Here is a 22,021-nt window from a genome sequence, read left to right on the forward strand (position 1 = left end):
CGTCGGGGCATGGATAGCGACCTGCTGCTACCCCGCCCTGAAGGGCTTTACTGCCCGGCGGGCGATTTCTATATCGACCCCATGCTGCCGGTCGCGCGCGCCGTGGTCACGCACGCGCACGGCGACCATGCGCGTGCAGGCAGCGCCCTGTATCACGTGGCCAGCGCGGGCGCGGCACTGATGCGCGAACGGCTCGGCGCCACGGCCACGATTCGCGCGTACGACTACGGCGAGCGATTCACATTGGGCGAGACCGTGCTCAGTCTTCACCCCTCGGGGCACGTGCTGGGTGCCGCCCAGGTGCGGATCGAAGGGCGCGGCAAGGTTGCCGTCGTATCGGGCGACTATAAGCGCGACCCGGACCCCACCTGCGCACCGTTCGAGCCCGTGCCGTGCGATGTGTTCGTCACCGAATCCACGTTCGGCCTGCCGATCTACCGCTGGCCACCGATGTGCGAGGTGATCGGCGACCTGATGGCGTGGTGGGCGGATTGCGCCGAGCGCGGCATCCCGGCCGTACTGTTCTGCTACGCCTTGGGCAAGGCGCAGCGGATCCTTGCCGAACTCGCCACACGCACCGACCGCACGGTATACCTGCACGGCGCGATGGTACGACTGGTGGAGGACTACCGTGAGGCGGGCGTGCGCATGGTACCGACCGAAGCGGTAAGCGAGACCGCTCGCGGCCGCGACTTCGCCGGGGAACTCATCCTCGCTCCACCCTCGGCCGCCGGCGCGCCGTGGATGAAGCGCTTTTCGAAGGCCTCCACCGGGTTCGCTTCCGGCTGGATGCAGGTTCGCGGTGCGCGGCGTCGGCGTGGCTACGATCGCGGCTTCATCGTCTCCGATCACGCCGATTGGCCGGGCCTGATCCGCAGCGTCGAAGACTGCGGTGCGAAGCGCATCTACGTGACCCACGGCGATGGCGAAGCGCTGATCCGTTACCTGCGCGAGCGCGGCCACGATGCCCGTTCGCTACGTTCACTCGGCGAGATGCCCGATGCGCGCACCAGCGAGGAAGGCGACTGATGCGCCGCTTCGCTGCCCTCTACGACGCCCTGGACCGAACGGCTTCGACCAGCGCCAAGCGCGATGCCATGGCCGCCTACTTCGCCGATGCGCCACCGGAAGACGCCGCGTGGGCGGTGTATGTCCTTGGCGGTGGCAAGCTCAAGCGCACCGCCACATCGACCGAACTACGAACGGCCTTGGCCGGCGAGACCGGCTATGCCGACTGGTTGATCGACGATAGCTACGCCCACGTAGGCGACCTCGCAGAGACCATCGCCCTGATGCTCCCGCGCCGCGAAGCGGACGGCACCGATACACCGCTGCATGCCTGGATGGAAGCGCGCCTGCCCTCGCTGGCACGCCTTGAGCCCACCGAACGCGTGGAAACCTTGCGCGACTGGTGGCGTGATCTGCCCGCCGCGCAGGTGTTCCTGGTCAACAAGCTCCTGACTGGCTCGCTGCGCGTGGGTGTGTCGCAACGCCTCGTCGTGCAGGCGATCGCGCAATGGACATCGCTGCCTACCGACCTCATTGCCCACCGGCTCAGCGGCACCTGGAAGCCGTCCGCCGACGCCTTCCGCGCACTCGCCGACCCCGAGCGCGCGGACGAACACGCAGGCGAACGCCCCTACCCGTTCTTCCTCGCCTCCCCGCTGGAACATGCAGTCGAAACGCTCGGCCCCGTCGTCGACTGGCTGGCCGAATGGAAGTGGGACGGCATCCGCGCGCAGCTGATGCGCCGTGGCGACGAAGTCATTCTCTGGTCGCGTGGCGAGGAACGCCTCGATGGACGCTTCCCGGAACTGGAGACCGCCGCGCGCACCCTGCCCGATGGCTGCGTGATCGATGGCGAAATCCTCGCGTGGTCGCTGGATGAGGCACACCCGCTGCTGTTCGCCGCCCTGCAGAAGCGTATCGGCAAACTCAAGCCGGGCCCAAAGCTGCTGGCCGACACGCCTGTGCGACTCATGGCGTACGACCTGCTCGAGCTCGGTGGCAAGGATCTGCGCGACATGCCGCTGCAAGAGCGCCGCACCCATCTGGCCGGCTTACTCAACGGCCACGGCCCTGCGTTCATGCTCTCACCGGCGGTACCCGCAAACACATGGGCCGACCTCACCGCCCTGCGCGCCGAATCGCGTGAGCGCCGCACCGAAGGCCTGATGTTGAAGCGACTGGATTCGCCCTACCGCGTCGGCCGCAAGCGCGGTGACTGGTGGAAGTGGAAGGTGGACCCATACACGATCGATGCCGTGCTGCTTTACGCGCAGCCCGGCCACGGTCGCCGTTCCGGCCTGTTCACCGACTATACGTTCGGCGTGTGGGATGGCGAAGCGCTGGTACCTGTCGCCAAGGCGTACTCGGGCCTTGATGACGACGAGATAGGCCGCCTCGATCGCTGGATCCGCGCCAACACCATCGATCGTTTTGGGCCCGTGCGCTCGGTTCAGCCTACTCACGTGTTTGAACTCGCCTTCGAAGCTATCCAGGCTTCGGGCCGTCACAAGGCCGGCGTGGCGGTGCGCTTCCCGCGCATCCTGCGCTGGCGTACCGACCTTGCGATCCGCGATGCCGACAAACTCGACGACCTCCGCCGCCTGGCGTCGGGCTGAAGCGCGCCTGATGGCGTGGTTCACCGCGCAGGAGCGCCGCCCGGCGCCATTCCAGCGCGCCGCGTGGAAGCTTTGGGCCGAAGGCAAGCATGGCCTGGTCCACGCACCTACCGGCACAGGCAAGACGCTCGCGGCGGCGGGCGGCCCGCTGATCGATGGCGTGCTGAATCCAGGCACGGGCCTGCGCCTTCTGTGGATTACCCCGCTCCGTTCGTTGGCCACCGATACCACGCAGCACCTTACCGCCGCCGTGGAAGCCATGGGCCTGCCGTGGCGCGTGCTGCGCCGTACCGGCGATAGCGGCAGCGCGGAGCGCGCGCGGTTGCGCCGTGGTGCCTGCGAGCTACTGGTGACCACGCCGGAGAGCCTTGCCCTGCTGCTCAGCTACCCCGACGCACGCGAGCGCTTCGCGACGCTGCGCGGCGTGGTGGTCGATGAGTGGCACGAACTGGTCGGTAACAAGCGGGGCACGCTTCTTCAGCTTGGACTGACCCGGCTGCGCCACTGGCAACCCGAGGCTCGCACCTGGGGGCTCTCCGCCACGCTGGGCAACCTGGATGAAGCGTTGAAAGCGCTCGCCGGCAATGGCGTCCTCGTAGGCGCGATGTCGCGCAAGAAGACCATCATCGAAACGGCCGTGCCTGAAGGCGGTGAGCGATTCCCCTGGGCCGGCCATCTCGGCCTCACCCAGCTACCGCGTGTGCTCAAGGCGGTGATGGAAGCGCGCAGCAGCCTGGTATTTGCCAACACACGGTCGCAAGCGGAACTGTGGCACGAAGCACTCGCCTCCGTGTGGCCCGAAGCACCGGAAACCCTCGCACTGCACCACGGCTCGATCGATCCGAAGCTCCGATTCGCGACGGAGGAAGGCCTGCGCGTGGGCGCGCTGCGTTGTGTCGTCGCCACGTCCAGCCTGGACCTGGGCGTGGACTTCTCCAGCGTGGAACGCGTGATCCAGGTCGGCAGCCCGAAGAGCGTGGCGCGCCTGCTGCAACGTGCGGGCCGTAGCGGCCACCAGCCGGGCATGCCCTCGCGCATTCTTTGCGTGCCCACCCACCTGCTGGAGCTGGCGGAAATCGATGCCGCGAGGCGCGCGCTCAACGAGGGCCACCTGGAGCCTCGTCGCCCCATGCGCGGCTGCCTGGATGTGCTGGCCCAGCACTTGATGACCATGGCGCTTGGCGGGGGCTTTACGGCCGACGAGGCGCATGCCGAGATCACGACATCGCTGGCCTATGCGAGCATGCCGCGCGACCGCTTCGATGCGGTTCTCGCCTACCTGTGCACCGGCGGGACAGCACTTGCGAGTTACCCGGAATATCACAAGCTGGTTCAGCGCGATGGCCGCTACGTGGTGGAGAGCGGGCGCGTCGCCCGCATGCATCGCCTGTCGATCGGCACGATCACTTCCGATGGCACCTTGCAGGTCCGCTACATGAAGGGCGCACGCCTTGGCACGGTGGAGGAAAGCTTCGTGTCGCGCCTTCGGCCGGGTGATCGTTTCCTGTTCGCCGGCCGCCACCTGGAGCTGGTCCGCGTTCGCGACATGACCGCATACGTGCGTGCCGCCCCCAACCGACGCGGTGGTGTACCGCGCTGGATGGGCGGCCGGTTGCCCCTCTCGGGCGAACTCTCCGACGAACTGCGCCGCACACTGGCGTCACCTGACCCACGCAGCGCCGAGATACGGGCGCTAGGCCCGCTGCTTGCGATTCAGCGCGCGCAATCGGCCGTGCCCGGGCTTGATGAAACCCTGTGCGAACGCACCCGTACCCGCGAAGGCGATTACCTGTTCGTCTTTCCGTTCGCCGGCCGCCTCGCCCACGAAGGGCTCGCCGCCGTGCTAGCGTGGCGTCTGGCACAAATACAGCCGGGCGATTACGGTTACGCCGTGAATGATTACGGCCTCACCATCACCGCCGCGCACATGCCGGCCCTGGATGCCGACACCATGCGCAGGCTGCTGCACCCCGCCGGCCTGCGCAGCGATATCCGTGCCAGCGTCAATCTTTCGGAGCTCGCGCGCCGCCAGTTTCGCGAGATCGCCCGCGTGGCTGGCCTCGTGTTCAATGGTTACCCCGCGCAAGCGAAAACCCTGCGTCAGCTCCAGGCATCGAGTGGCTTGCTGTTCGATGTACTGCGCCGGCACGATCCGGGGCACCCTTTGCTGTGGCAGGCCGAACGCGAAGTGCTCGACCAACAACTCGATTTCACCCGCTTGCGCGCCTGCCTGCTGCGCGTCGGCCGCTCGACGTTGCTCTGGCGCGAACCGAAGCGGCTAAGCCCGCTCGCCTTCCCGCTGTGGGTGGAGCGGCTGCGCGGTGGCATCAGCACCGATGACTGGAAATCACGCGTTCAGCGCATGGTCGCGACGCTCGAGGCCGGCGCCGCATGACGACGCGTGATATCGACGTGGCTGGCGAACGCCTCACGCTGCACCCGGAGCGCGCCCTTTACTGGGGCGCGCAACGCACACTCCTTGTGGCCGACGTTCATTTCGGCAAGGGCGCGGTCTTCCGTCGTGCCGGCATTGCCGTACCCAGTGGTGATACGGAAGACGACCTGCAGCGACTCGATGCACTCTTCGCCGTACTGCAGCCCGCGCGGCTGGTGATCCTTGGCGATCTGGTGCACGGCGCCGCCACGGTGCGCAGTGCGTGGGTAGATAATGTACGCGCGTGGCGCGCACGCCATGCGAGCATCGACATGACCCTGGTGGCGGGCAACCACGACCGCCACTTCGACGTCGCCTCGCTAGGTATGGCCGTGCAACCCGGCCGCCTCGCCGTGCCGCCTTTCGTGCTTTCGCACCATCCGCATCCACACGCCGAGGGCTACGTGCTGGCGGGCCACGTTCACCCGGGTGTCGTGGTGCGCGATGGGTGGCGCAAGCACCGCTTACCTGCCTTTGTGTTTGATCGCGATGTGGGGATGTTGCCCGCATTCGGCACGCTGACAGGGCTGCATGACGTTGCGAACCTTACAGGCCGCGAGATATTTGCCGTCACGCCGGCGGGTGTCATACCTACGCGGTAAGCCATGAATTTGCCACGACGTAGAGGCATACTTGCCCGTGGGGAACCCGTGGCGTCGCCGTGAACGGCGCATTCCGCAAGCGGGGCTCCAACCTATTCCACAAGGCAGGGAGTGGCACGGATGAAGCGTAAGCAGTGGTTGTTGGGTGTGGCAGGCCTTGCCATGAGCGGCCTTGCACTGGCGGCAGGCCCCGGTGCGGCGCGTAAGCGCCTGGAGGCCAGCATGCTGGTCACCGGCGATATCAACGTTGCCCCCGATGGCAGCGTCACCGGCTACACACTCGACCGGCAAGAAAGGATCCCCGGCGAAATCGTCGGCCTCATTGGTGCCGCCGCCCCCAAGTGGCGTTTTGACCCGGTCATGCGCGATGGCCACGCCGTGGCCGCACACGCCCACATGACCCTGCGCCTGGTGGCCAAGCGCGAATCACCGGACGACAGCCAGTTCACCGCGCGGATCGCCAGCGCCACGTTCGGCGAAGAGGGCGCAGGCGGCGAACAGATCAGCTACGCATCACGCGCTGCACCTGCGTACCCGATGAACGCGGCAAAAGCGGGCGTTGAGGGAACGGTCTACCTGCTGCTGCGCGTGGGCCGCGATGGCAAGGTGGCCGACGCCGATATCCAGCAGGTGAACCTTGGCGTGGTCGGCTCCGATAGCGAGATGAACGTATGGCGCAACGTGCTGGCCAAGCCGGCCCTACGCGTCGCAAAGGACTGGACGTTCAACGTTCCCACCACGGGCGCGCACGCCAACGATCCCTACTTCTACGCGACCGTCCCCATTGCTTACCACCTCAACCGCGGCACGGGCCCGCACCCGGATGATCGCTACGGCACGTGGCAGGGCTACGTGCCCGGCCCGAAGCAAGACATTTCTTGGGCAAAAGATGCCCAGGGGTCCAGCGCGGATGCCCTGCCCGATGATGGCCTTTTCCTCGTGAACAGTGGCCTGAAGCTCGTCACCCCGCTGGATAACGGCTAAGGCTTGCGATGCTCGGCGGTCGAGGCTTCCACCAGCTCGATCGCCGTGACGCTGTGGATCCAGCGCGCCGGACGGGAATCGTCCGGCACCACGATGCGGTACGGGCCATCCTTCGCGTCGAGTGGCTTGCCTTCGTGCCTATCCACCAGTACGACCTTGCGACCGCCAAAATCCGGATCGAGTTCGCCCAGGCTGAAGATCACCTGATAGCCATCGGCCGCGGTGATGCGCACGAAATCCGATAGCGCCTTGCCACGCAGTTCCTTGCCCACGGGGGCACCCTGCGCGCGCAACACATCGATCAGGTTCACGCCCTGCCACGCACTGGGCGCATCGCCGTGCGCACCCGCCTTGACCTCAGTGCGCGACAACGAAGATGTATCCAGGTCGATGGGAGCCTTGCCAGGCGCGGTGTAGTGCACCGCATCGGCGGCGAACGCGCCGCCAGCCAGCAGCAGCCCAGCGAACATGGCGAAACCTTGCAGTCGGTTCACGAGCGACACCCCTTTGATGGACGTCGCGACTATAACGGTCAGGCGATGGCCGCGACGAGTGCCCGCACCGTATCGGCATCGGACCGCGTTTCGCCCGCGCCCATACCCAACGGATCGGCGGGCGAACGGCGCATGGCCGATGGCAGGCGGCGCTTGGCCGACGCGTGGAACTCCCGTGCTCCGGTCGTATTGCGCAACGCGGCGATGTTGCCCGGCTCGATGCCCGCACCGGGCATGACCACGATGCGATCGCCGGCCTGTGCGACCAGGCGCGCCAGCCGCCCGGCACCTGCCACGGCGCTGGCCATGCCGCCCGAGGTAAGCACACGCTCGAAGCCCAGCTCGATCAGCGTCTCGAGCGCATCGCCCTGGTCGACCACCAGATCGAACGCACGATGGAACGTAACACCCATGCCTTCCGCCGCCTCAAGGAAGCGCTGGCAGGCATCGGCATCCACGTCGCCTTCCGGTGTCAGCGCCCCAACCACCACACCATCACAGCCGAGCTCGCGGCAATGCATGATGTCGTCGAGCATGGCTTCGATTTCGTGATCTTCGTAGACGAAATCACCAGCACGCGGGCGGATCAGCACGTACAACGGGATGTCCAGGCCCTCGCGCGCCAGCACCAGCGTGCCGTGCGACGGGGTTACACCGCCCTCGTCCAGGCTGGCACAGAGCTCGACGCGGCCCGCCCCACCCGCCTGCGCGGCGAACGCGGAGGCGGCGGAATTGGCGGCAACTTCCAGCAGCGCCATGTTCAGTAGGTGCTCTTGCCGGGGATGAGCGTGTCCTGCTTCTGCGCATCGCATACGGCGTACGAGAAACCCTTCTGGATGGCCCAGGCACCGACGTTGCCCTTCTTGTCCATGGCCAGGAAACCGACCTGCAGGTCCTTCGCTTCGGGCTTGCGCCGCAGGATGCGCTCCACCGCTTCGCGGCAGGCATCTTCGGGCGAGCGGCCCTGGCGCATGAGCTCCACCACCAGGAAGCTGCCGACGTTGCGGATTACTTCCTCGCCAACGCCCGTCGAGGTGGCACCGCCTACTTCGTTATCCACGTACAGGCCGGCGCCGATGATCGGGCTATCGCCTACGCGGCCGTGCAGCTTCCACGCCATACCACTGGTGGTGCATGCGCCGGAGAGGTTGCCCTTGGCATCGATGGCCAGCATGCCGATGGTGTCGTGATTGGACGCATCGCCTGGCGTACCGCCGGGGCCTGCATTGTAGGTTTTGACTTCGCTGTTGGCCTGCGGCTTGTACTTCGCCGTCTTCAGCCATGCCTGCCAGGCTTCACGGCTTTCCGGCGTAAGCAGCTCCTCGCGCGGGAAGCCTTGCTCAAGGGCGAACTGCAGGGCGCCGTCCCCCACCAGCAACACGTGCGGCGTGCGATCCATAACCCGGCGGGCCACGGAAATGGGGTGCGCGATATGTTCGATCGCGGCAACAGCACCGCAGTTGCCATGTTCATCCATGATGCTGGCATCGAGCGTGACCTTGCCATCGCGATCGGGGTAGCCGGCGCGGCCTACGCTGTGGTTCTTCATGTCGGCTTCGGGCACGCGCACGCCCTGCTCCACCGCATCGAGCGCGCGGCCGCCGGTGGACAGTACCTTCCACGCCGCCTGGTTGGCCGGCACGCCGAAATCCCACGTGGAGCAGACGCGCGGCACCATGCCGGCACCCTTACTCACCGTCGGCAGGCTGGTCTTCGATACGCCGCGCGCCGCGAAAGCCACGCCTGACGCAAGCGTCGCGCCCTGGAGGAAACGTCTGCGATCCATGGAACCCCTCGAAAGATGGCGCGACCATCGCGCGATCCCCGATGGTCGCATGGCCCATGTGGACCTGACCACCACGACTGTCGTCATGGTTTGCGCGGGCCAGTTCGCGGCACCAGGCGTCCCCAGCCTCACGCTGGCGCATCTGCGCGAACCGCGCTGCCTGGGCACCCAGCAGCGCCAGCACGGCGAGCGCCGCGAGGACCATGACCAGGATCGCGCCGCGCTGCCTCACCGAGGCAACCACGCACTGCGCGAGCGCATGCTGCCGTCGGTAAGCCACAAGCGGATCTCGACCCGGTGCGCACTTCGGACACGCGCACCCGTTGCCTCGGCGCGACGGAGCACGTCACCCTCCCGCCAATCCACCACCTGCAATGCCGATACGCCACCAAGAGCAAGTTCACAGCGATCGGTGAAGCAGGTGCGCAGCCCCCGGTCGTGGATGGCCCAGGCATGATGATTGGCGACGATCGCCATGCCGTGGTCGCTGCCGACGTACGCCGGGCAACCCCGCGACGGCAGGCAGGCGGACCAGCCTTTGTCGGCGCGGATGTCGGCCAGCATGGCAGTCAGAACATCCGCAGGGCCAACAGCACCCCGTACGGCGGCAAGGCGGGAGCGGACCTGGACCGCCACGGCCGCCGATGTCGCCACCACCGCGACCGAAAGCGTGGCGGCGATGGCGAGTGCAACGACCAGCTCGATGAGCGTCATGCCACGGGCCGTCACGGCAGGCCACCCCAGTCGAGACCGCCGGAAGGCCAGCGGACATGCACCGTACAGTGCTGGCCCACGCAACGGGCGAACCCCTGGGCGCTACGTCCGACGGCACGCCGGATATCTGTGTTGAAGCGATAAAGGTCGTCCTGGGCGATGGCGCGCGGCGAGCAACCGATGGCGCACGACATCGGTGCCGGATTCGCATAGTGATAGTCGCCCGCGCGCACGCCGTCGGGGTTCGCGCGAAGGCGTGATTCCAGTTCCGTCACCTCCGCGAGCGCATGCAGCCAGGTGCTCGCCTCATGCGTACGGGTGATGGACTGGGCCAGCCAGACGGCGGAGGCCGATGAGCCCACGGCAAACACCGCCAGGGCTGTGAGGGATTCGATGAGGGTTGCCATAGGTGTAGCGTGCCGATCGCGGCGGTGCCTGACAGCCGGTGATCGGTGGCCGCTCTTGTAGGCGGCGCCCATAAAAAAACCCCGCGACGAGCGCGGGGTTTTCGGTGGCTTGGCGCTATCTATCAGGCAGCGATTTCGACACCCGACGCCTGGGCACCCTTCGGGCCCGTCGTCACTTCGAACTTCACGCGCTGGCCTTCCTGAAGGCTACGGAAGCCCTTCGAGTTGATCGCAGAAAAGTGGACGAACACGTCCTCCCCACCGTCCTCGGGCGCGATGAAACCGAAACCCTTGGCGTCGTTGAACCACTTGACCGTACCGAAACGCATTGCGGAAACCTCTGGACATGGACTGGAAGCACCCGGATGGCGAGGCGTTCCCCAGATCCCCTTGGCCTGCCCCCGCGGCGCGTGCGAAGTATCATCATGTTTTAGACCAACGCGCAAGTGGGACTCTTTCGCATATGCCCGTCGGCGGTCCGGTCAGGCCGCCAGCATGCGGCCCAGGATGGGCGCCACGTTGGCGGTGGCGGCGGCGAGATGGGCAAAGATTTCCTCGATGCTGATCTCGGCTTCGTCGCCCGCGCCGGCCGCGAAGTTGGCGACCAGGGCAAGGCACGCGAACTCCAGCTCCAGCTCGCGGGCGAGGGCCGCCTCGGGCATGCCGGTCATGCCGACCAGGTCGCAACCATCCCGCTTCATGCGGGCAATCTCGGCACGGGTCTCCAGGCGCGGGCCCTGGGTCACCCCGTGGACGCCGCCATCAATGATGGCCAGGCCCTCGGCCCGGGCGGCCGCGAGGATCGCCTGGCGCAGGCTCTCGGTGTACGGCTCGCTGAAATCGATGTGGCGGACCTCGGCCCCTTCCACATCGTTAAAGCTGGTGTAGCGGCCATGGGTGTAGTCGATGACCTGGTCGGGCACCACCAGGGTGCGCGGGCCCATATCGTCACGGATGCCGCCGACGGCATTCACCGCCACGACCTTGCGCGCGCCCAGCGAATGCAGGGCCCACAGGTTGGCGCGGTAGTTCACCCGGTGCGGTGGCACGGTGTGGCTTTCGCCGTGCCGGGCCAGGAAAGCCAGGCGCTTGCCCTTGAAGTCGCCGACGACGATATCGCCGGAGGCCGGCCCGAAAGGCGTCTCCACGGCGTGGCGCTCGGGGTTCTCAAGGCCTTCAAAAGCGTACAGGCCGCTGCCGCCGATGACGGCGAGATCGATGCTCATCGGATTAGTCCTTCAGTGCGTAGATGGCCGGCAGGTTACGCGCCTGCTCGTAGTAATCCATGCCATAGCCAAAGACGTAGCGGTCCGGCAGGTCCACGCCGTTGAAATCGGCATCGATGCCCTCGGCACGGCGGCCATGCAGCTTGGTGCAGAGCACGGCAAGCAGCACGCGCTTCGCGCCCATCGCTTCGCAAGCGTCGCGCACGGCCTTCAGCGTATGGCCCTCATCCAGGATGTCATCGACCAGCACGACGGTACGGCCTTCCAGCGGCACCTCCGGGCGGCGCAGCCAGTGCAGGTCGCTGCCGCTGGTGTTGCCGCGGTAACGGGTGGCGTGCACGTAATCGAATTCGAGGTCGGTCTTGATCGCCAGGGCCAGCTGGCCGGCAAAAATCAGCGCACCGTGCATGACGGTGAGGAAGACGGGACGCTCGCCAGCGAGCGCGGTATCGATCTCGCGCCCCATGCGGGCGATTTCGGTATCGAGCTGCTCGCGGGTGAACAGGATGTCGGAATGTGCGAGCGCTTGCTCGAGCGATGCGGCGGCGGTCATGGGTAGCTCAGGACTCCAGGGCGGTTACGCGCGCAATGAAGCGCTCGCGTTGGGGATTATCGACAAGGCCTTCCCAGGTCGAGCCAATGGCACCGCGCAGGGGCGCGATGCGCTCGATCGGCGACAGCCGGCGGCCTTTGACCGCAGCGATCGCCTCGGGGACGACGTCGGGGAAACAGGCCAGTACGAGATCGCAGCCCGCATCCAGGTTAGCGTGCGCGCGCGCAGCGATACCGCCGGCGCTGGCGGCGGCGGCCATGCTGATGTCATCGCCGAACACGCAGCCGCGGAAGCCAAGCTCGCCACGCAGGATCTCTTCGATCCACACATGCGAATAGCCGGCCGGCTGGTCGTCGACCGAGGTGTATTTCACGTGCGCGGCCATGACGGCTTCGGCGCGTGCTTCGATACCGGCCACAAACGGCAGCAGGTCGGTGCGCAGGATCTCGTCCTTGCTACGGGTATCGACCGCGACCGATTCGTGCGTGTCTTCGGCCACCGAGCCATGGCCGGGGAAATGCTTGAGCACCGCAGCCATGCCACCCAGGTGCATGCCACGCACGTAGGCCTGCACCAGCTCGGCGCTGATCACCGGATCGGCATGGAACGCGCGGTCGCCGATGGCCTTGCTGCCCCGGTCGATATCAGCCACGGGCGCAAAGCTGAAATCCACGCCAATGGCACGCATTTCGCTGGCCATGATCCAGGCGTGTTCCTCGGCGCGATCCACGGCTTCGCCAGGATGGCTGTCATAAAGCTTGCCGATGGCGCGCAACGGCGGCAGGCGGGTGAATCCCTCACGGAAGCGCTGCACACGGCCGCCTTCCTGGTCCACGCACACCAGCAGATCCTCGCCACCCACGTCGCGCACCGAATCGATCAGCGCCGTGACCTGTTCGCGAGACTCGAAGTTGCGGCTAAAAAGAATGACGCCGGCCACACCATGCGCCGTGAGGTGCGCATGCTCGTGCGGCCTTAGTTCCTTGCCTTCCAGACCGATCAGCAGCATCAGGCGTTCTCCTTCCCTTCCCGTTCGGCCGGTGTCCAGTCGCGGTACGGCCGATCGATCAGGTTGACGTTGTAGTAGCGGACCAGGTCGCTCACTTCGAGGCCCAGCCACGCCGGTTGCGGGTACGCGGCATCCACGGCATCCAGCTCGATCTCGGCCACCACCAGCCCGGCATTGGCGCCGGTGAACTCATCGATTTCGAAGTGTGCGCCATCGAGCATGACGTGATGACGAACCTTCTCCACCACGCCATCAGCGAGGGTATCGAGCATATGCCGCGCATCGGCGAACGGCACGGGGTATTCGTACTCCTGCCGCTCGATGCCCAGCGTGGCCGACTTGATGTTCAGCCAGGCCTGTTCGCCCGAAATACGGACCCTAACCGAGGACTTGGCGTGGCCGCCCTCGATAGCACCCATGCCGACCAGATAGCCCTGGGCGATCGGCTCGCTGCGCTCGACCAGCGCACGCCAGCCGTCACCCGCGAGGAGGAACTTGCGTTCGATTTCGACGCCCATGCCCTGCCCTTGCTCAGCCGCGCTCGAACAGCGCGATGGATTCAACGTGCGCCGTGTGCGGGAACATATCCATCACACCGGCCGAAACAAGCCGGAAGCCGTGCTTCTCGACGAGAATACCCGCATCACGGGCCAGCGAGCCCGGGTGGCAGGAGACGTAGACGATACGGTTGGTGCCCTTGCGTGGCAGGTATTCCAGCACCTTGTCGGCCCCTGCGCGCGGCGGATCGAGCAGGATCTTGTCCCACGCCTGTTTTGCCCAGGGCTCGTTGCGCTGGTCTTCGAACAGGTTGGCTACGCGGAACGACGCATTGGCGATGCCGTTGCGGGCGGCGTTTTCGGCGGCGCGCTGGACCAGGCCATGCTCACCTTCCACACCCACCACTTCGGCGGCATGCCTGGCCATGGGCAGCGTGAAATTGCCAAGGCCGCAGAACAGATCGAGCACCTTGTCGGTCGACTTCAGGTCAAGCAGCTCGAGCGTGCGCGCCAGCATGCGCTGGTTCATGCCGGCGTTAACCTGCACGAAATCGAGCGGCAGGAACTCCAGCTCGACGTTATCCGCGGGGATGGCGAACGAGAGGCGCGGCGTTTCGGGCCACAGCGCGTGCACGCTGCTGTGGTTGCCAGGCTGCAGGTAGATGGCGAAACCATGCTCCTGCGCGAAGGCCGTGAGCTTCGCCCGGTCGCCCTCGCTAAGCGGCGAAAGGTGCCGGAACACCAGCGCCACCGTGTCGTCGCCGGCGGCGAATTCGATCTGCGGGATATCCCGCGCGGTATCCAGGGTCTGGATCAGCGTGGCCAACAGGCCCACCTTGGGGCCAATCGCCGGGTGGATCACCTCGCACACATCGATGTCGGCCACGAAGCGCGGGTTGGATTCCTCGCGAAAGCCGACCAGCACGCGGTCCTTCTTGTTGACGAAGCGCACGGAGAACCGGCCCTTGCGGCGGTAGCTCCACGGTGTATCGGTGAGTGGCGGCAGCCAGTTCTCCGGGGTGACCTTGCCGATCCGCTCGAAGTTTTCGGCCAGCACGCGCTGCTTGGCGGCGATCTGCGCTTCCGGTGCCATGTGCTGCAGCGAGCAGCCACTGCACTGGCCGAAATGGCGGCACTTCGGCTCAACGCGATCGGGCGAGGCCTCGATGATTGAAACGACCTCGGCATCGTCATAGTTGCGGTGACGCTTGCGGTACTTAAGCAGCACGCGCTCGCCCGGCAGCGCGCCGGAAACGAAAGTGGCCTTGTTGTCGATGCGGGCGACGCCCCGGCCGTCGTGGCTGAGGTCGGTGATGGTGGCTTCGAAGTCGGTCATGCGCTCAAAAAACTAAAAGCCCGGACGGGGCGGTCCGGGCCGGGCTGGGAGGCGCCGCGCGGGAGTACAGCGCGGCGTGCGATCCTGGCGAAAGGGCCTACTTGCGCTTCCAGGCGCCGGAGGCATCCTGATAATACCAGCCTGACGGGGCACGCTCGACCCAGCCGGCGGCAAAGGTCTTGCGGATCTGCGGCTCCCACTCGGGGTGGCCGTTGGCCTTGGCGATCGCCGCGTATAGCTGGTCGCGGTCGGTGTTCTCATCACGCACGACGTTAGTGGCCTGCGAGCGCCGGTCCAGCGGCAGCGAACCGGCATCGCGCACGGCGACGAGTCCATTGGCGGTAAAGCCGACGGCGCCCGAATCGAACAGGGTCTTGAGCTGGCCACCGAAACGGCCCTTCATCCGCGCACGGATGGCATCGGTTTCCGGCGAGCGCACCTGGATATCGGGGCTCTCGGCGGCCATGGCCTTCGGGATGACGAGATCCAGAAGCGAGGCGGACGGTTGCTTGCCGGCGGCAGGCTTGGCCGGCGCCTTGTCGCCACTGGCCGGGGCGACGCCACTGTCGTCGAGGACGTTGCCGATGAACTGGTCGGCGGCCTTCTGGGCCGCCGCTTCAGGGAAGTAGACGTTGATGGTGACGCAGCCAACCAAGGCGACGGCGGCGGCGAAGATCAGGCCAATCAGCGGGTTGCGAGACATTCGTCTATTCCTTTATCGGTTGCGGCGTCACCGCGTTGTTGGCTTTTCGCGTGCAAGCACGCTCCTACATGGATCTATTGGATCGTGGGGCCATCGCCCTTGGTGGCGGCCTGCAGGCGGCGGAGCAGCGTGGGCCAATCCACCTCGCGCTGGTGCCCCACGACCGTGAGGTGCGGCAAGCCGCTGCCTTCAACGATAGTGTAGCCATCCTTCGTGGCGCCCAGCCCGCCCATGTTGCAGATATCGCCCTTTAGCGTGCAACTGAGCCCGATGCGCTTGTAGCCGAACGTTTTGAACAGCTTGAGCACGGTGCCCTGCAACCCGCCGGCAATACCCCCGCCCCCCACCGAGGTGAGGTTGTTTACGGCCTTCTGGCTGATGCGGCCGCCCTGGTCCGCCATCAGGCTCGCCTTGAACGCCGACGGCTGCCAGGCGACCAGGCGCAGGTCATCGATGCCGCCGCGAAGACGGCCGGTAATGCTGCCGAAATCGAACACCGAGGTCATCTTCGACAGATCGAGATTACGCAGGGCGATATTGCCGGCCAACACCGGCGCATCACTGAACGGACGCGAGAGGGTCATGCCCGTGATATCGACGAAGCCGTCGAACACGTTCAATGAAAGGCCGCCGCCGAGCTCCACCCGGTCATCCACATAACGCAAGGACGGTACGGCGCCGCCCAGGGTGCCTCCGAATTCCGGCCAGCCCACCGCACGACAGAACGCGCCCATGTCGATCTGGGTGAGTGCCAGCGAGGTTTGCAGGCGTTCGCCCGTGGCAGCCGCCGGCTTCCAGCCAAGTGACAAGATGCGAAGGTCGCCATCGAGCACGGGGATGGCCATGGGCTTTTCGAGCGAGAGCGTGCCGCCCTTGCTGCGCCAGCTCCCCTCGGCCGCGCCGTTGGGGATGCGATAGACCTGAAGGCTACGCCAACCAAGCCGGGTGGTCGGGCGATCCTCGTCCACGCTCCAGTCCAGTGAACCGCGCAGGCCATTCACGCCCAGGCGGCCGTCGGCCATGGCCAGGTCGAGGCCCCCGGTCTGGAAAGCAAACGCCGTGGGGCCGTCCGGCCCGATCGCCACATGCCCGGCTACATCGCCACTCGCGCGCAGGCCCTCCAGCCCCCAGGTGCGTACCAGGCCCTTGCCGTAGCGATCGTAGGCCGCGGGGAAGCGCGCATTGAAGCGATCGAGCCGGAGCTGGCTGAGGTCCCCCCTGGCATCAAAGCCGAGCTCGCCTTCGAGCTGCAGTGCATCGGGATCGGTAAGCCGCAGGCGTCGAATACCCAGCACACCTTTCTGGGAACGCACCGACAGCGACACCTGCACGGCATGGGTTGGCAGGTTCGCGTACAACGGGCCCAGCAGCCATTCGCCGCCGCGCAGGCCCGCGTCGAGATCGACCGTGGCGCCTTCCTGACTGGTATCGAGGCCCAACCGCCCGCTGCCGCTGATTTTCTGGCCGGCCAGCTTGCCACCCGGGCTATCGAAGCCGACGCCATCCAGCGCGAACTGGCCGGCCGCCTGGGTGCCGGTATCAAGCAGGTCCAGGGCAAGGTCCGCATTCACCTTGCCGGCCGTGAGCCGGCCCGACCAGACCGTGGCGAGCAGCCCCTGCAGCCAGCCCGCCGGCAGATTCTTGAGGGTGATCTGAGCATGCGTGACCTGGTCGATCGGCAAGGCCACTTCGGCAACCGCCTTGTCCTGGGTGATCGATACGGCCAGCGTGTTGGCGGCCTCGTCCGCGACGATATTGACCGCGGCATCGGTAAGGGCCCCTCCGGGGGCGCCACGCAGGCGAACCCGCCCGGCGAATACCCACCTGCCCAGCTCATCCCGATCCAGCTGGCCCTCTAACGCAAGCCCAAGCTTGCGCCAGCCCATGGCCGGAATATCGGCTTTCTTCGCGGTGAGGCGCAGCTGGATGCCCTTCCCGTCGGCCTGGGGATCCAGGTCGGCCTGCATATCGGCCAGCGTGAGGCCTGGCACCGCGAGGGTATCGGCACCCACGGAAAGACCCGCGTGCGCGGCCGCACCCCAGGAGAGCGCGATCCAGGCGGCGAGGAGTAATGCGAGTGGGCGGGTTGATACGCGGCGCATGCTGCTCCATTCTGCCAAACCCAGATGAACAACACGGAACGTTGCATGAACCCAAACCGCCCGCCCCCACTTGACCGCCGCCATTTGCGCACCGTACTGGTCGCGGACGATGACGCATCGACCCGCCAGTTCCTCGCTGGCGCCCTGGTGTCGCTGGGCTACGAAGTGGCACTTGCCGTGGACGGCAAGGATGCGCTGAGGCAGGCATGTTCTACACGGTTCGATGTCCTGCTGCTGGATTGCCGCATGCCCCACGGGGGCGCCATGGATATCTTGCGCGACCTGCGCGACGGGATCGACTCGGCCTCCGCCGGCGCACCTGCCTTTGCCACGAGCGCGGAGATCCCGGGAACATTGCGTGACGACCTTGCAGATGCCGGCTTTGTCGGCGTGATCGAGAAACCGTGCAAGATCGCCGCGCTCAAGCATGCCCTGGAGGCGGTGCTGGGCGTGGATCCGCGCGTGGACGTCCTGGATGACCAGGAAGGGATGGCGGCGACGGGAGATCCCACCATCATGCGCACGTTGCGCGAGTTGCTACGCCGCGAACTGCTCGACCTGCGTAGCGAACTGCATACGCTGGCACACGATCCTGCCGGCCTCGTTGATCGATTGCACCGGCTGCGGTCAGCATGCGGCTTTTGTGGCGCGGTGCGACTGGGTGCCCAGGCGAAGGCCCTGCAAGGCCACGTCGTGGATTCCCGGTACATGGCCCCGGCCGTGATGGAGCGGTTTCGCCGGGAGCTTGAGGTGACCATCGTGGCGCTGGCTCCGTAAGGATCGAAAGCCGTCGCGCCGCACTTATCGCAGCACCCGCCACGCCTTCAACTCGCCGCCACCGAGATGAAACGTAATCACCTGGCGCATCATGCGCCGCAGCGCGGCCAGCCCGGCCTGATCGGGGGCCGTATCGGCGGCAAGGGCGAGTAAATCCGAACCGCGCAGGCCGCGTGGATCGCCGGGGCGCCCCGGCATGGCACCTGATTCGGGATCGTAGAAATAGGTGGCACCCGCATCCAGGGGTTCACCATCGGCAGCACCCACGTCGAGCTGCAGCGCGTAGCCCAGCGCGTCGAGCATATCGCGCTCGAAGCGCCGCAGGGTCCAGCCCAGCGGCTCACCCGCAGCCATGCGCCGCAGGGTCACGTCGTAGTGATCGAACAGCTCCGGGGTGGGGTCCTGCCTGCCGGTAAGCCGCACGACCAGTTCGTTCAGATATAGGCCCGCGAGCCCGGCATCACCGGTCAGGCGCAGCGGCGTGCCCACGGGCTCGGCGGAGCGGAGCGTGGCCAGTTCACCTTTCAGCAGCAGATCCAGCGCGATGCGCTGGAACGGTTCAAGCTGCGCGCGCTGTCCCCGCGCACGCTCGTTGCGAACCCCGCGCGCGACCACGCCGATACGGCCCAGGTCGCGTGAGAGGCACTCGATGAGCAGCGACGTTTCACGATAGGGCCGTGCGTGCAGCACGAAAGCGGGCTGTTGTTCGACGCGCATAGGGATCGCGCCCGTACGGGCTTATTCGTAGCCGAAGCGCTTGAGCAGGTTTTCGTCGTCGGCCCAGCCTTCGCGCACCTTCACCCACAGCTTCAGGAACACCTTGCGCTCGAACATGGATTCCATGGCCTTGCGTGCCGATGTACCGATAGCCTTCAGCTGGGCGCCCTGGGCACCAATGACGATCGCCTTCTGGCCATCGCGTTCTACCCAGATCACGGCGTGCACTTCGGCAACGCCGTCAGGGCGATCCTGGAACGCCTCGATCTCTACCGTGGTGGCGTACGGCAGTTCCTGATCCAGGCGCAGCATGAGCTGCTCGCGCACCATCTCGGCGGCGAGGAAGCGCTCGCTGCGGTCGGTGATCTCGTCTTCGCCGTAGATCGCAGGCTGCTCGGGCAAACGCTTGAGAATGCCCTTCTCCAGGCCAGCAAGACCCTTCGACTTCAACGCGCTGACGTAGTACACGTCATCGAACGGATGCTTCTGCATCAGATCGGCGACGAACGGCAGCATGGCGGTCTTGTCCTTCTGCAGGTCGACCTTGTTGATCGCCAGCAGCTTGGGCATGTCCTTCTGCTCGGACAGCGCCTGATACATGGCAGCGTCTTCGTCCGTCCACCGGCCAGCCTCGATCACCTGCACCGCGAGGTCTACCTCTGTGACGGCAGCGCGGGCGGCGCGGTTGAGGCTACGGTTCATCGCGCGCTTGCCGCCACGGTGCAGGCCCGGCGTATCCACATACAGGATCTGGCCGGTCGGCTTGGTGGAAATGCCGAGGATGCGGTGCCGCGTGGTTTGCGGGCGGTGGCTGACAATGGATAGCCGCACGCCGATGAGGGCGTTGAGCAGGGTCGACTTGCCCACGTTCGGGCGCCCCGCCAGCGCGACATAGCCGCAGCGGAAGTCGTCATCGACGAGGGTGTCGTTATCTTCGAAATCGGTATCGTTCATGGTTTCTTTTCCAGCAGCCGGCGTAGTACCGCCTCGGCGGCATCTTGTTCGGCGGCGCGCCGGCTACCTCCACTCCCTTCGGTGCGGATGGCTTCCGGCTCTTCAATAGTGCAGCTTACATCGAAGATCTTTGCATGATCTTCGCCGTAGCTGTCGGTCAGTTCGTATACGGGCAGCGGCAAGCCTTTACCCTGCAGCCACTCCTGCAGGCGGGTCTTGGCATCCTTGCTGGAGCGCTTCAGTTCTCCCACGCGGGGCGTGAAAAGCCTGCGCACGACCTGGCGGCAGGCATCGTAGCCATCATCCAGGTAAACCGCGGCCAGCATGGCCTCGAAGGCATCGGCCAGGATGGAATCGCGGCGGAACCCGCCGCTTTTGAGCTCACCGGGGCCCAGCTTGAGGCGATCGCCCAGTTCCAGCTCGCGCGCCACCACCGCCAGGGCCTGGCCGTTCACGAGTTGGGAGCGCAGGCGGGATAGCTCGCCTTCGCTGGCGTGGGGGTGCGCTTCGTAAAGGAGCTCAGCCACCAGCACGCCCAGCAAGGCATCACCGAGAAATTCCATCCGCTCGTTGTTCGGCTTCCCGGCGCTGCGATGGGTCAGTGCCAGGGTCGCGAGACCGGGATCACGAAAACGGTGCGGGAAATCCACGAAACCTCAATATCCAGCGCCGGCGGCGCTGCGAAGTTGCACCTGCTTATCGAAATGAAGCAGGAAATCAATGTTGTACAAAAACGGAATGCGCTTGTCGTAGGCGACCCGCAGCGTCGGGGTGTTATTCATGCGCGTAACGGTGATGTCCTTCGGCTTGATCGTCGAATCATCCACGTACTGGAAGCTCATCTTGAACGCGAGCTGGCGGCGTGCCTGCTCCACATCCTCGTTGCCACCCTCGGTGGCCATCTGGTTCATGGCCTTCACCACGCCCATGTACTCGATATACGACGGCACGAGCTTCATCGCCATGAAGCCAAAAAAGCCCAGGATGACGAGGACGATGATAAAGCCAATGAGCGTAATGCCCGACTGCCTGGATTTCATGATATGTGACCCCGCCGCGCAAGGCGGCTCCCCTGTGTGATGCGGTGGATACCCGCGGGGCGCACACGCGCCCCGCTGCGGAGATTACCTTGTCCGTGCCGGGGCGCAACGCCCCGGGGCGTGACCGGGGCCACCGTTCGGGTCAATGGATAACCTTGCCCATGCGGGAGAAGTCGAACATGCCGGTAATCCCGTGATCGAAGCCACGCCAGGCCAGCCATACGAAGAAGGCCTTGCCGACCAGGTTCTCCTCGGGCATGCAGCCCCACCAGCGGCTATCGGTGCTGTTCATGCGGTTATCGCCCATCACGATGTAGCAGCCCTTCGGCACTTCCGAGGGCACCACGGCATTGGGGATGTCCAGGGGCATGTTGTAGGCGGGCGTCAGGGCAATCGTGTGGTTAACGCTGCCCAGGTGCTCCGTATACAGCTTGGAACCGTAGGTCATGAGCAGGTGATCTTCCGGCCGGCCGGGGTCGCCCTTGTAGGGGCCCAGCTCATCCATGGCCACCCGCTCGCCGTTGATGAACAGCTCGCTGCCCCGGGTTTCAATACGGTCGCCCGGGACGCCGATAACGCGCTTGATCCAGTTCTCGCTCGGGACCGGGGCATTCGGATCCTGGCAGGTGACATCGCCACTGCGCACGATATGCCCATTGCCATCCGCGCAGCGGTAACCCGGGAAGCGGAAAACCACCACATCGCCACGACGGGGCTCGCCGTTATCAACCAGCTTGTTATTGAAGGCCGGCATGCGCAGGCCATACGAGAACTTGTTGACCAGGATGAAATCGCCGACGTCGAGCGTAGGCATCATCGAGCCGGAAGGAATGCGGAACGGCTCGGCCACGAACGAGCGGAGGATCAGCACGACCAGGATGACCGGGAACAGGGAGCGAGCCCAGTCCACCGGCCATGGTTCGGCGATTTCGCTTCCTTCCGCTTCGGCGCGAGCGCGGCGGTTCTTGGCAAGGAACAGGCGATCGAAGAGCCAGATGACCCCAAACAGGACCGTCACGCCCAGCAGGAACGCCGAAAAATCAAATGCCGCCATGCCATCTC

At 66.0% G+C, this 22,021-nt stretch carries 24 protein-coding genes; 6 read left to right on the plus strand and 18 right to left on the minus strand.

What is annotated here, in order from left to right:
* Positions 1 to 9: 9 nt before the first annotated feature.
* From ABIE56_RS10855 to ABIE56_RS10875, 5 genes are all read left to right on the plus strand, one after another.
* Positions 10 to 1,029, plus strand: coding sequence for a ligase-associated DNA damage response exonuclease (locus ABIE56_RS10855; protein WP_429243826.1), 1,020 nt, complete (start codon positions 10 to 12; stop codon positions 1,027 to 1,029).
* Positions 1,029 to 2,624, plus strand: coding sequence for an ATP-dependent DNA ligase (locus tag ABIE56_RS10860; protein ID WP_429243827.1), 1,596 nt, complete (start codon positions 1,029 to 1,031; stop codon positions 2,622 to 2,624). The genes ABIE56_RS10855 and ABIE56_RS10860 overlap by 1 nt, the downstream gene beginning before the upstream one ends.
* Positions 2,581 to 5,019, plus strand: a complete 2,439-nt coding sequence (locus ABIE56_RS10865; RefSeq protein ID WP_429243828.1) for a ligase-associated DNA damage response DEXH box helicase — start codon at positions 2,581 to 2,583, stop codon at positions 5,017 to 5,019. The genes ABIE56_RS10860 and ABIE56_RS10865 overlap by 44 nt, the downstream gene beginning before the upstream one ends.
* Positions 5,016 to 5,660 carry a ligase-associated DNA damage response endonuclease PdeM gene (gene pdeM, locus ABIE56_RS10870; protein ID WP_429243829.1) on the plus strand — a complete coding sequence of 215 codons (645 nt, stop codon included), beginning with the start codon at positions 5,016 to 5,018 and terminating at the stop codon, positions 5,658 to 5,660. Before ABIE56_RS10865 ends, pdeM begins: the two co-directional genes overlap by 4 nt.
* A gap of 120 nt (positions 5,661 to 5,780) precedes the next feature.
* Positions 5,781 to 6,644 (plus strand): energy transducer TonB, encoded by an 864-nt coding sequence (locus tag ABIE56_RS10875; RefSeq protein ID WP_429243830.1) that lies wholly within the window; start codon positions 5,781 to 5,783, stop codon positions 6,642 to 6,644.
* Here the strand turns inward: ABIE56_RS10875 and ABIE56_RS10880 are convergent.
* The 13 genes from ABIE56_RS10880 to ABIE56_RS10940 all read right to left on the minus strand — a co-directional run bounded on the left by ABIE56_RS10880 (position 6,641) and on the right by ABIE56_RS10940 (position 17,471).
* A complete protein-coding gene (locus ABIE56_RS10880) occupies positions 6,641 to 7,138 on the minus strand; it encodes a molybdopterin-dependent oxidoreductase (protein ID WP_429243831.1) in 498 nt (165 codons plus the stop codon). The two genes, ABIE56_RS10875 and ABIE56_RS10880, sit on opposite strands and share 4 nt — an antisense overlap.
* Before the next feature lie 38 nt (positions 7,139 to 7,176).
* Positions 7,177 to 7,896 (minus strand): copper homeostasis protein CutC, encoded by a 720-nt coding sequence (locus tag ABIE56_RS10885; protein WP_429243832.1) that lies wholly within the window; start codon positions 7,894 to 7,896, stop codon positions 7,177 to 7,179.
* A gap of 2 nt (positions 7,897 to 7,898) precedes the next feature.
* Positions 7,899 to 8,924: a N(4)-(beta-N-acetylglucosaminyl)-L-asparaginase gene (locus ABIE56_RS10890; RefSeq protein ID WP_429243833.1), complete on the minus strand. Its 1,026-nt coding sequence runs from the start codon at positions 8,922 to 8,924 to the stop codon at positions 7,899 to 7,901.
* Positions 8,925 to 9,152: 228 nt separating this feature from the next.
* Positions 9,153 to 9,638 carry a hypothetical protein gene (locus ABIE56_RS10895; protein ID WP_429243834.1) on the minus strand — a complete coding sequence of 162 codons (486 nt, stop codon included), beginning with the start codon at positions 9,636 to 9,638 and terminating at the stop codon, positions 9,153 to 9,155.
* 11 nt (positions 9,639 to 9,649) lie between these two features.
* The gene (locus ABIE56_RS10900; protein WP_429243835.1) at positions 9,650 to 10,045 is read right to left on the minus strand and encodes a type IV pilus modification PilV family protein; all 396 of its coding nucleotides are present in this window, start codon (positions 10,043 to 10,045) and stop codon (positions 9,650 to 9,652) included.
* Positions 10,046 to 10,167: 122 nt separating this feature from the next.
* Complete coding sequence (locus ABIE56_RS10905; RefSeq protein ID WP_036117760.1) at positions 10,168 to 10,374, minus strand: cold-shock protein; 207 nt, start codon at positions 10,372 to 10,374, stop codon at positions 10,168 to 10,170.
* Between the two features lie 153 nt (positions 10,375 to 10,527).
* Positions 10,528 to 11,271, minus strand: a complete 744-nt coding sequence (locus ABIE56_RS10910; RefSeq protein WP_429243836.1) for an S-methyl-5'-thioinosine phosphorylase — start codon at positions 11,269 to 11,271, stop codon at positions 10,528 to 10,530.
* Between the two features lie 4 nt (positions 11,272 to 11,275).
* A complete protein-coding gene (locus ABIE56_RS10915) occupies positions 11,276 to 11,824 on the minus strand; it encodes a hypoxanthine-guanine phosphoribosyltransferase (protein WP_429243837.1) in 549 nt (182 codons plus the stop codon).
* Between the two features lie 7 nt (positions 11,825 to 11,831).
* On the minus strand, positions 11,832 to 12,833 hold the full coding sequence (gene nagZ / locus ABIE56_RS10920; protein ID WP_429243838.1) for a beta-N-acetylhexosaminidase: 1,002 nt from the start codon (positions 12,831 to 12,833) through the stop codon (positions 11,832 to 11,834).
* Positions 12,833 to 13,351 (minus strand): CYTH domain-containing protein, encoded by a 519-nt coding sequence (locus tag ABIE56_RS10925; protein WP_429243839.1) that lies wholly within the window; start codon positions 13,349 to 13,351, stop codon positions 12,833 to 12,835. The genes nagZ and ABIE56_RS10925 overlap by 1 nt, the downstream gene beginning before the upstream one ends.
* Positions 13,352 to 13,364: 13 nt before the next feature.
* Positions 13,365 to 14,666, minus strand: coding sequence for a 23S rRNA (uracil(1939)-C(5))-methyltransferase RlmD (rlmD, locus tag ABIE56_RS10930; protein ID WP_429243840.1), 1,302 nt, complete (start codon positions 14,664 to 14,666; stop codon positions 13,365 to 13,367).
* 97 nt (positions 14,667 to 14,763) lie between these two features.
* Entirely contained in the window at positions 14,764 to 15,369 is a 606-nt protein-coding gene (locus ABIE56_RS10935; protein ID WP_429243841.1) for a YdbL family protein, read from the minus strand.
* 74 nt (positions 15,370 to 15,443) lie between these two features.
* Positions 15,444 to 17,471, minus strand: coding sequence for a hypothetical protein (locus ABIE56_RS10940; protein WP_429243842.1), 2,028 nt, complete (start codon positions 17,469 to 17,471; stop codon positions 15,444 to 15,446).
* Between the two features lie 45 nt (positions 17,472 to 17,516).
* Here ABIE56_RS10940 and ABIE56_RS10945 point away from each other — a divergent pair, with 45 nt between their 5' ends.
* Positions 17,517 to 18,248 carry a response regulator gene (locus ABIE56_RS10945; protein ID WP_429243843.1) on the plus strand — a complete coding sequence of 244 codons (732 nt, stop codon included), beginning with the start codon at positions 17,517 to 17,519 and terminating at the stop codon, positions 18,246 to 18,248.
* 24 nt (positions 18,249 to 18,272) lie between these two features.
* Here ABIE56_RS10945 and recO read toward each other — a convergent pair whose 3' ends face one another.
* From recO to lepB, 5 genes are all read right to left on the minus strand, one after another.
* Positions 18,273 to 18,965 (minus strand): DNA repair protein RecO, encoded by a 693-nt coding sequence (recO, locus tag ABIE56_RS10950; protein ID WP_429243844.1) that lies wholly within the window; start codon positions 18,963 to 18,965, stop codon positions 18,273 to 18,275.
* 21 nt (positions 18,966 to 18,986) lie between these two features.
* Complete coding sequence (gene era / locus ABIE56_RS10955) at positions 18,987 to 19,919, minus strand: GTPase Era (RefSeq protein WP_429243845.1); 933 nt, start codon at positions 19,917 to 19,919, stop codon at positions 18,987 to 18,989.
* Complete coding sequence (gene rnc, locus ABIE56_RS10960; protein WP_429243846.1) at positions 19,916 to 20,569, minus strand: ribonuclease III; 654 nt, start codon at positions 20,567 to 20,569, stop codon at positions 19,916 to 19,918. Before rnc ends, era begins: the two co-directional genes overlap by 4 nt.
* A gap of 6 nt (positions 20,570 to 20,575) precedes the next feature.
* Positions 20,576 to 20,959, minus strand: coding sequence for a DUF4845 domain-containing protein (locus tag ABIE56_RS10965; protein ID WP_429243847.1), 384 nt, complete (start codon positions 20,957 to 20,959; stop codon positions 20,576 to 20,578).
* A gap of 142 nt (positions 20,960 to 21,101) precedes the next feature.
* Positions 21,102 to 22,013: a signal peptidase I gene (gene lepB / locus ABIE56_RS10970; RefSeq protein WP_429243848.1), complete on the minus strand. Its 912-nt coding sequence runs from the start codon at positions 22,011 to 22,013 to the stop codon at positions 21,102 to 21,104.
* Positions 22,014 to 22,021: the final 8 nt, after the last annotated feature.

This window comes from Luteibacter sp. 621, from assembly GCF_050435445.1.
Taxonomy (GTDB): Bacteria; Pseudomonadota; Gammaproteobacteria; order Xanthomonadales; family Rhodanobacteraceae; genus Luteibacter.

What these genes read in the sequence shown, in the direction of transcription:
- ABIE56_RS10855 (WP_429243826.1), top strand. Translation starts at nt 10, where the DNA reads ATGGATAGCGACCTGCTGCTACCCCGCCCTGAAGGGCTTTACTGCCCG.
- ABIE56_RS10860 (WP_429243827.1), top strand. Translation starts at nt 1,029, where the DNA reads ATGCGCCGCTTCGCTGCCCTCTACGACGCCCTGGACCGAACGGCTTCG.
- ABIE56_RS10865 (WP_429243828.1), top strand. Translation starts at nt 2,581, where the DNA reads ATGCCGACAAACTCGACGACCTCCGCCGCCTGGCGTCGGGCTGAAGCG.
- pdeM (WP_429243829.1), top strand. Translation starts at nt 5,016, where the DNA reads ATGACGACGCGTGATATCGACGTGGCTGGCGAACGCCTCACGCTGCAC.
- ABIE56_RS10875 (WP_429243830.1), top strand. Translation starts at nt 5,781, where the DNA reads ATGAAGCGTAAGCAGTGGTTGTTGGGTGTGGCAGGCCTTGCCATGAGC.
- ABIE56_RS10885 (WP_429243832.1), bottom strand. Translation starts at nt 7,896, where the DNA reads ATGGCGCTGCTGGAAGTTGCCGCCAATTCCGCCGCCTCCGCGTTCGCC.
- ABIE56_RS10890 (WP_429243833.1), bottom strand. Translation starts at nt 8,924, where the DNA reads ATGGATCGCAGACGTTTCCTCCAGGGCGCGACGCTTGCGTCAGGCGTG.
- ABIE56_RS10895 (WP_429243834.1), bottom strand. Translation starts at nt 9,638, where the DNA reads ATGACGCTCATCGAGCTGGTCGTTGCACTCGCCATCGCCGCCACGCTT.
- ABIE56_RS10900 (WP_429243835.1), bottom strand. Translation starts at nt 10,045, where the DNA reads ATGGCAACCCTCATCGAATCCCTCACAGCCCTGGCGGTGTTTGCCGTG.
- ABIE56_RS10905 (WP_036117760.1), bottom strand. Translation starts at nt 10,374, where the DNA reads ATGCGTTTCGGTACGGTCAAGTGGTTCAACGACGCCAAGGGTTTCGGT.
- ABIE56_RS10910 (WP_429243836.1), bottom strand. Translation starts at nt 11,271, where the DNA reads ATGAGCATCGATCTCGCCGTCATCGGCGGCAGCGGCCTGTACGCTTTT.
- ABIE56_RS10915 (WP_429243837.1), bottom strand. Translation starts at nt 11,824, where the DNA reads ATGACCGCCGCCGCATCGCTCGAGCAAGCGCTCGCACATTCCGACATC.
- nagZ (WP_429243838.1), bottom strand. Translation starts at nt 12,833, where the DNA reads ATGCTGCTGATCGGTCTGGAAGGCAAGGAACTAAGGCCGCACGAGCAT.
- ABIE56_RS10925 (WP_429243839.1), bottom strand. Translation starts at nt 13,351, where the DNA reads ATGGGCGTCGAAATCGAACGCAAGTTCCTCCTCGCGGGTGACGGCTGG.
- rlmD (WP_429243840.1), bottom strand. Translation starts at nt 14,666, where the DNA reads ATGACCGACTTCGAAGCCACCATCACCGACCTCAGCCACGACGGCCGG.
- ABIE56_RS10935 (WP_429243841.1), bottom strand. Translation starts at nt 15,369, where the DNA reads ATGTCTCGCAACCCGCTGATTGGCCTGATCTTCGCCGCCGCCGTCGCC.
- ABIE56_RS10940 (WP_429243842.1), bottom strand. Translation starts at nt 17,471, where the DNA reads ATGCGCCGCGTATCAACCCGCCCACTCGCATTACTCCTCGCCGCCTGG.
- ABIE56_RS10945 (WP_429243843.1), top strand. Translation starts at nt 17,517, where the DNA reads ATGAACCCAAACCGCCCGCCCCCACTTGACCGCCGCCATTTGCGCACC.
- recO (WP_429243844.1), bottom strand. Translation starts at nt 18,965, where the DNA reads ATGCGCGTCGAACAACAGCCCGCTTTCGTGCTGCACGCACGGCCCTAT.
- era (WP_429243845.1), bottom strand. Translation starts at nt 19,919, where the DNA reads ATGAACGATACCGATTTCGAAGATAACGACACCCTCGTCGATGACGAC.
- ABIE56_RS10965 (WP_429243847.1), bottom strand. Translation starts at nt 20,959, where the DNA reads ATGAAATCCAGGCAGTCGGGCATTACGCTCATTGGCTTTATCATCGTC.
- lepB (WP_429243848.1), bottom strand. Translation starts at nt 22,013, where the DNA reads ATGGCGGCATTTGATTTTTCGGCGTTCCTGCTGGGCGTGACGGTCCTG.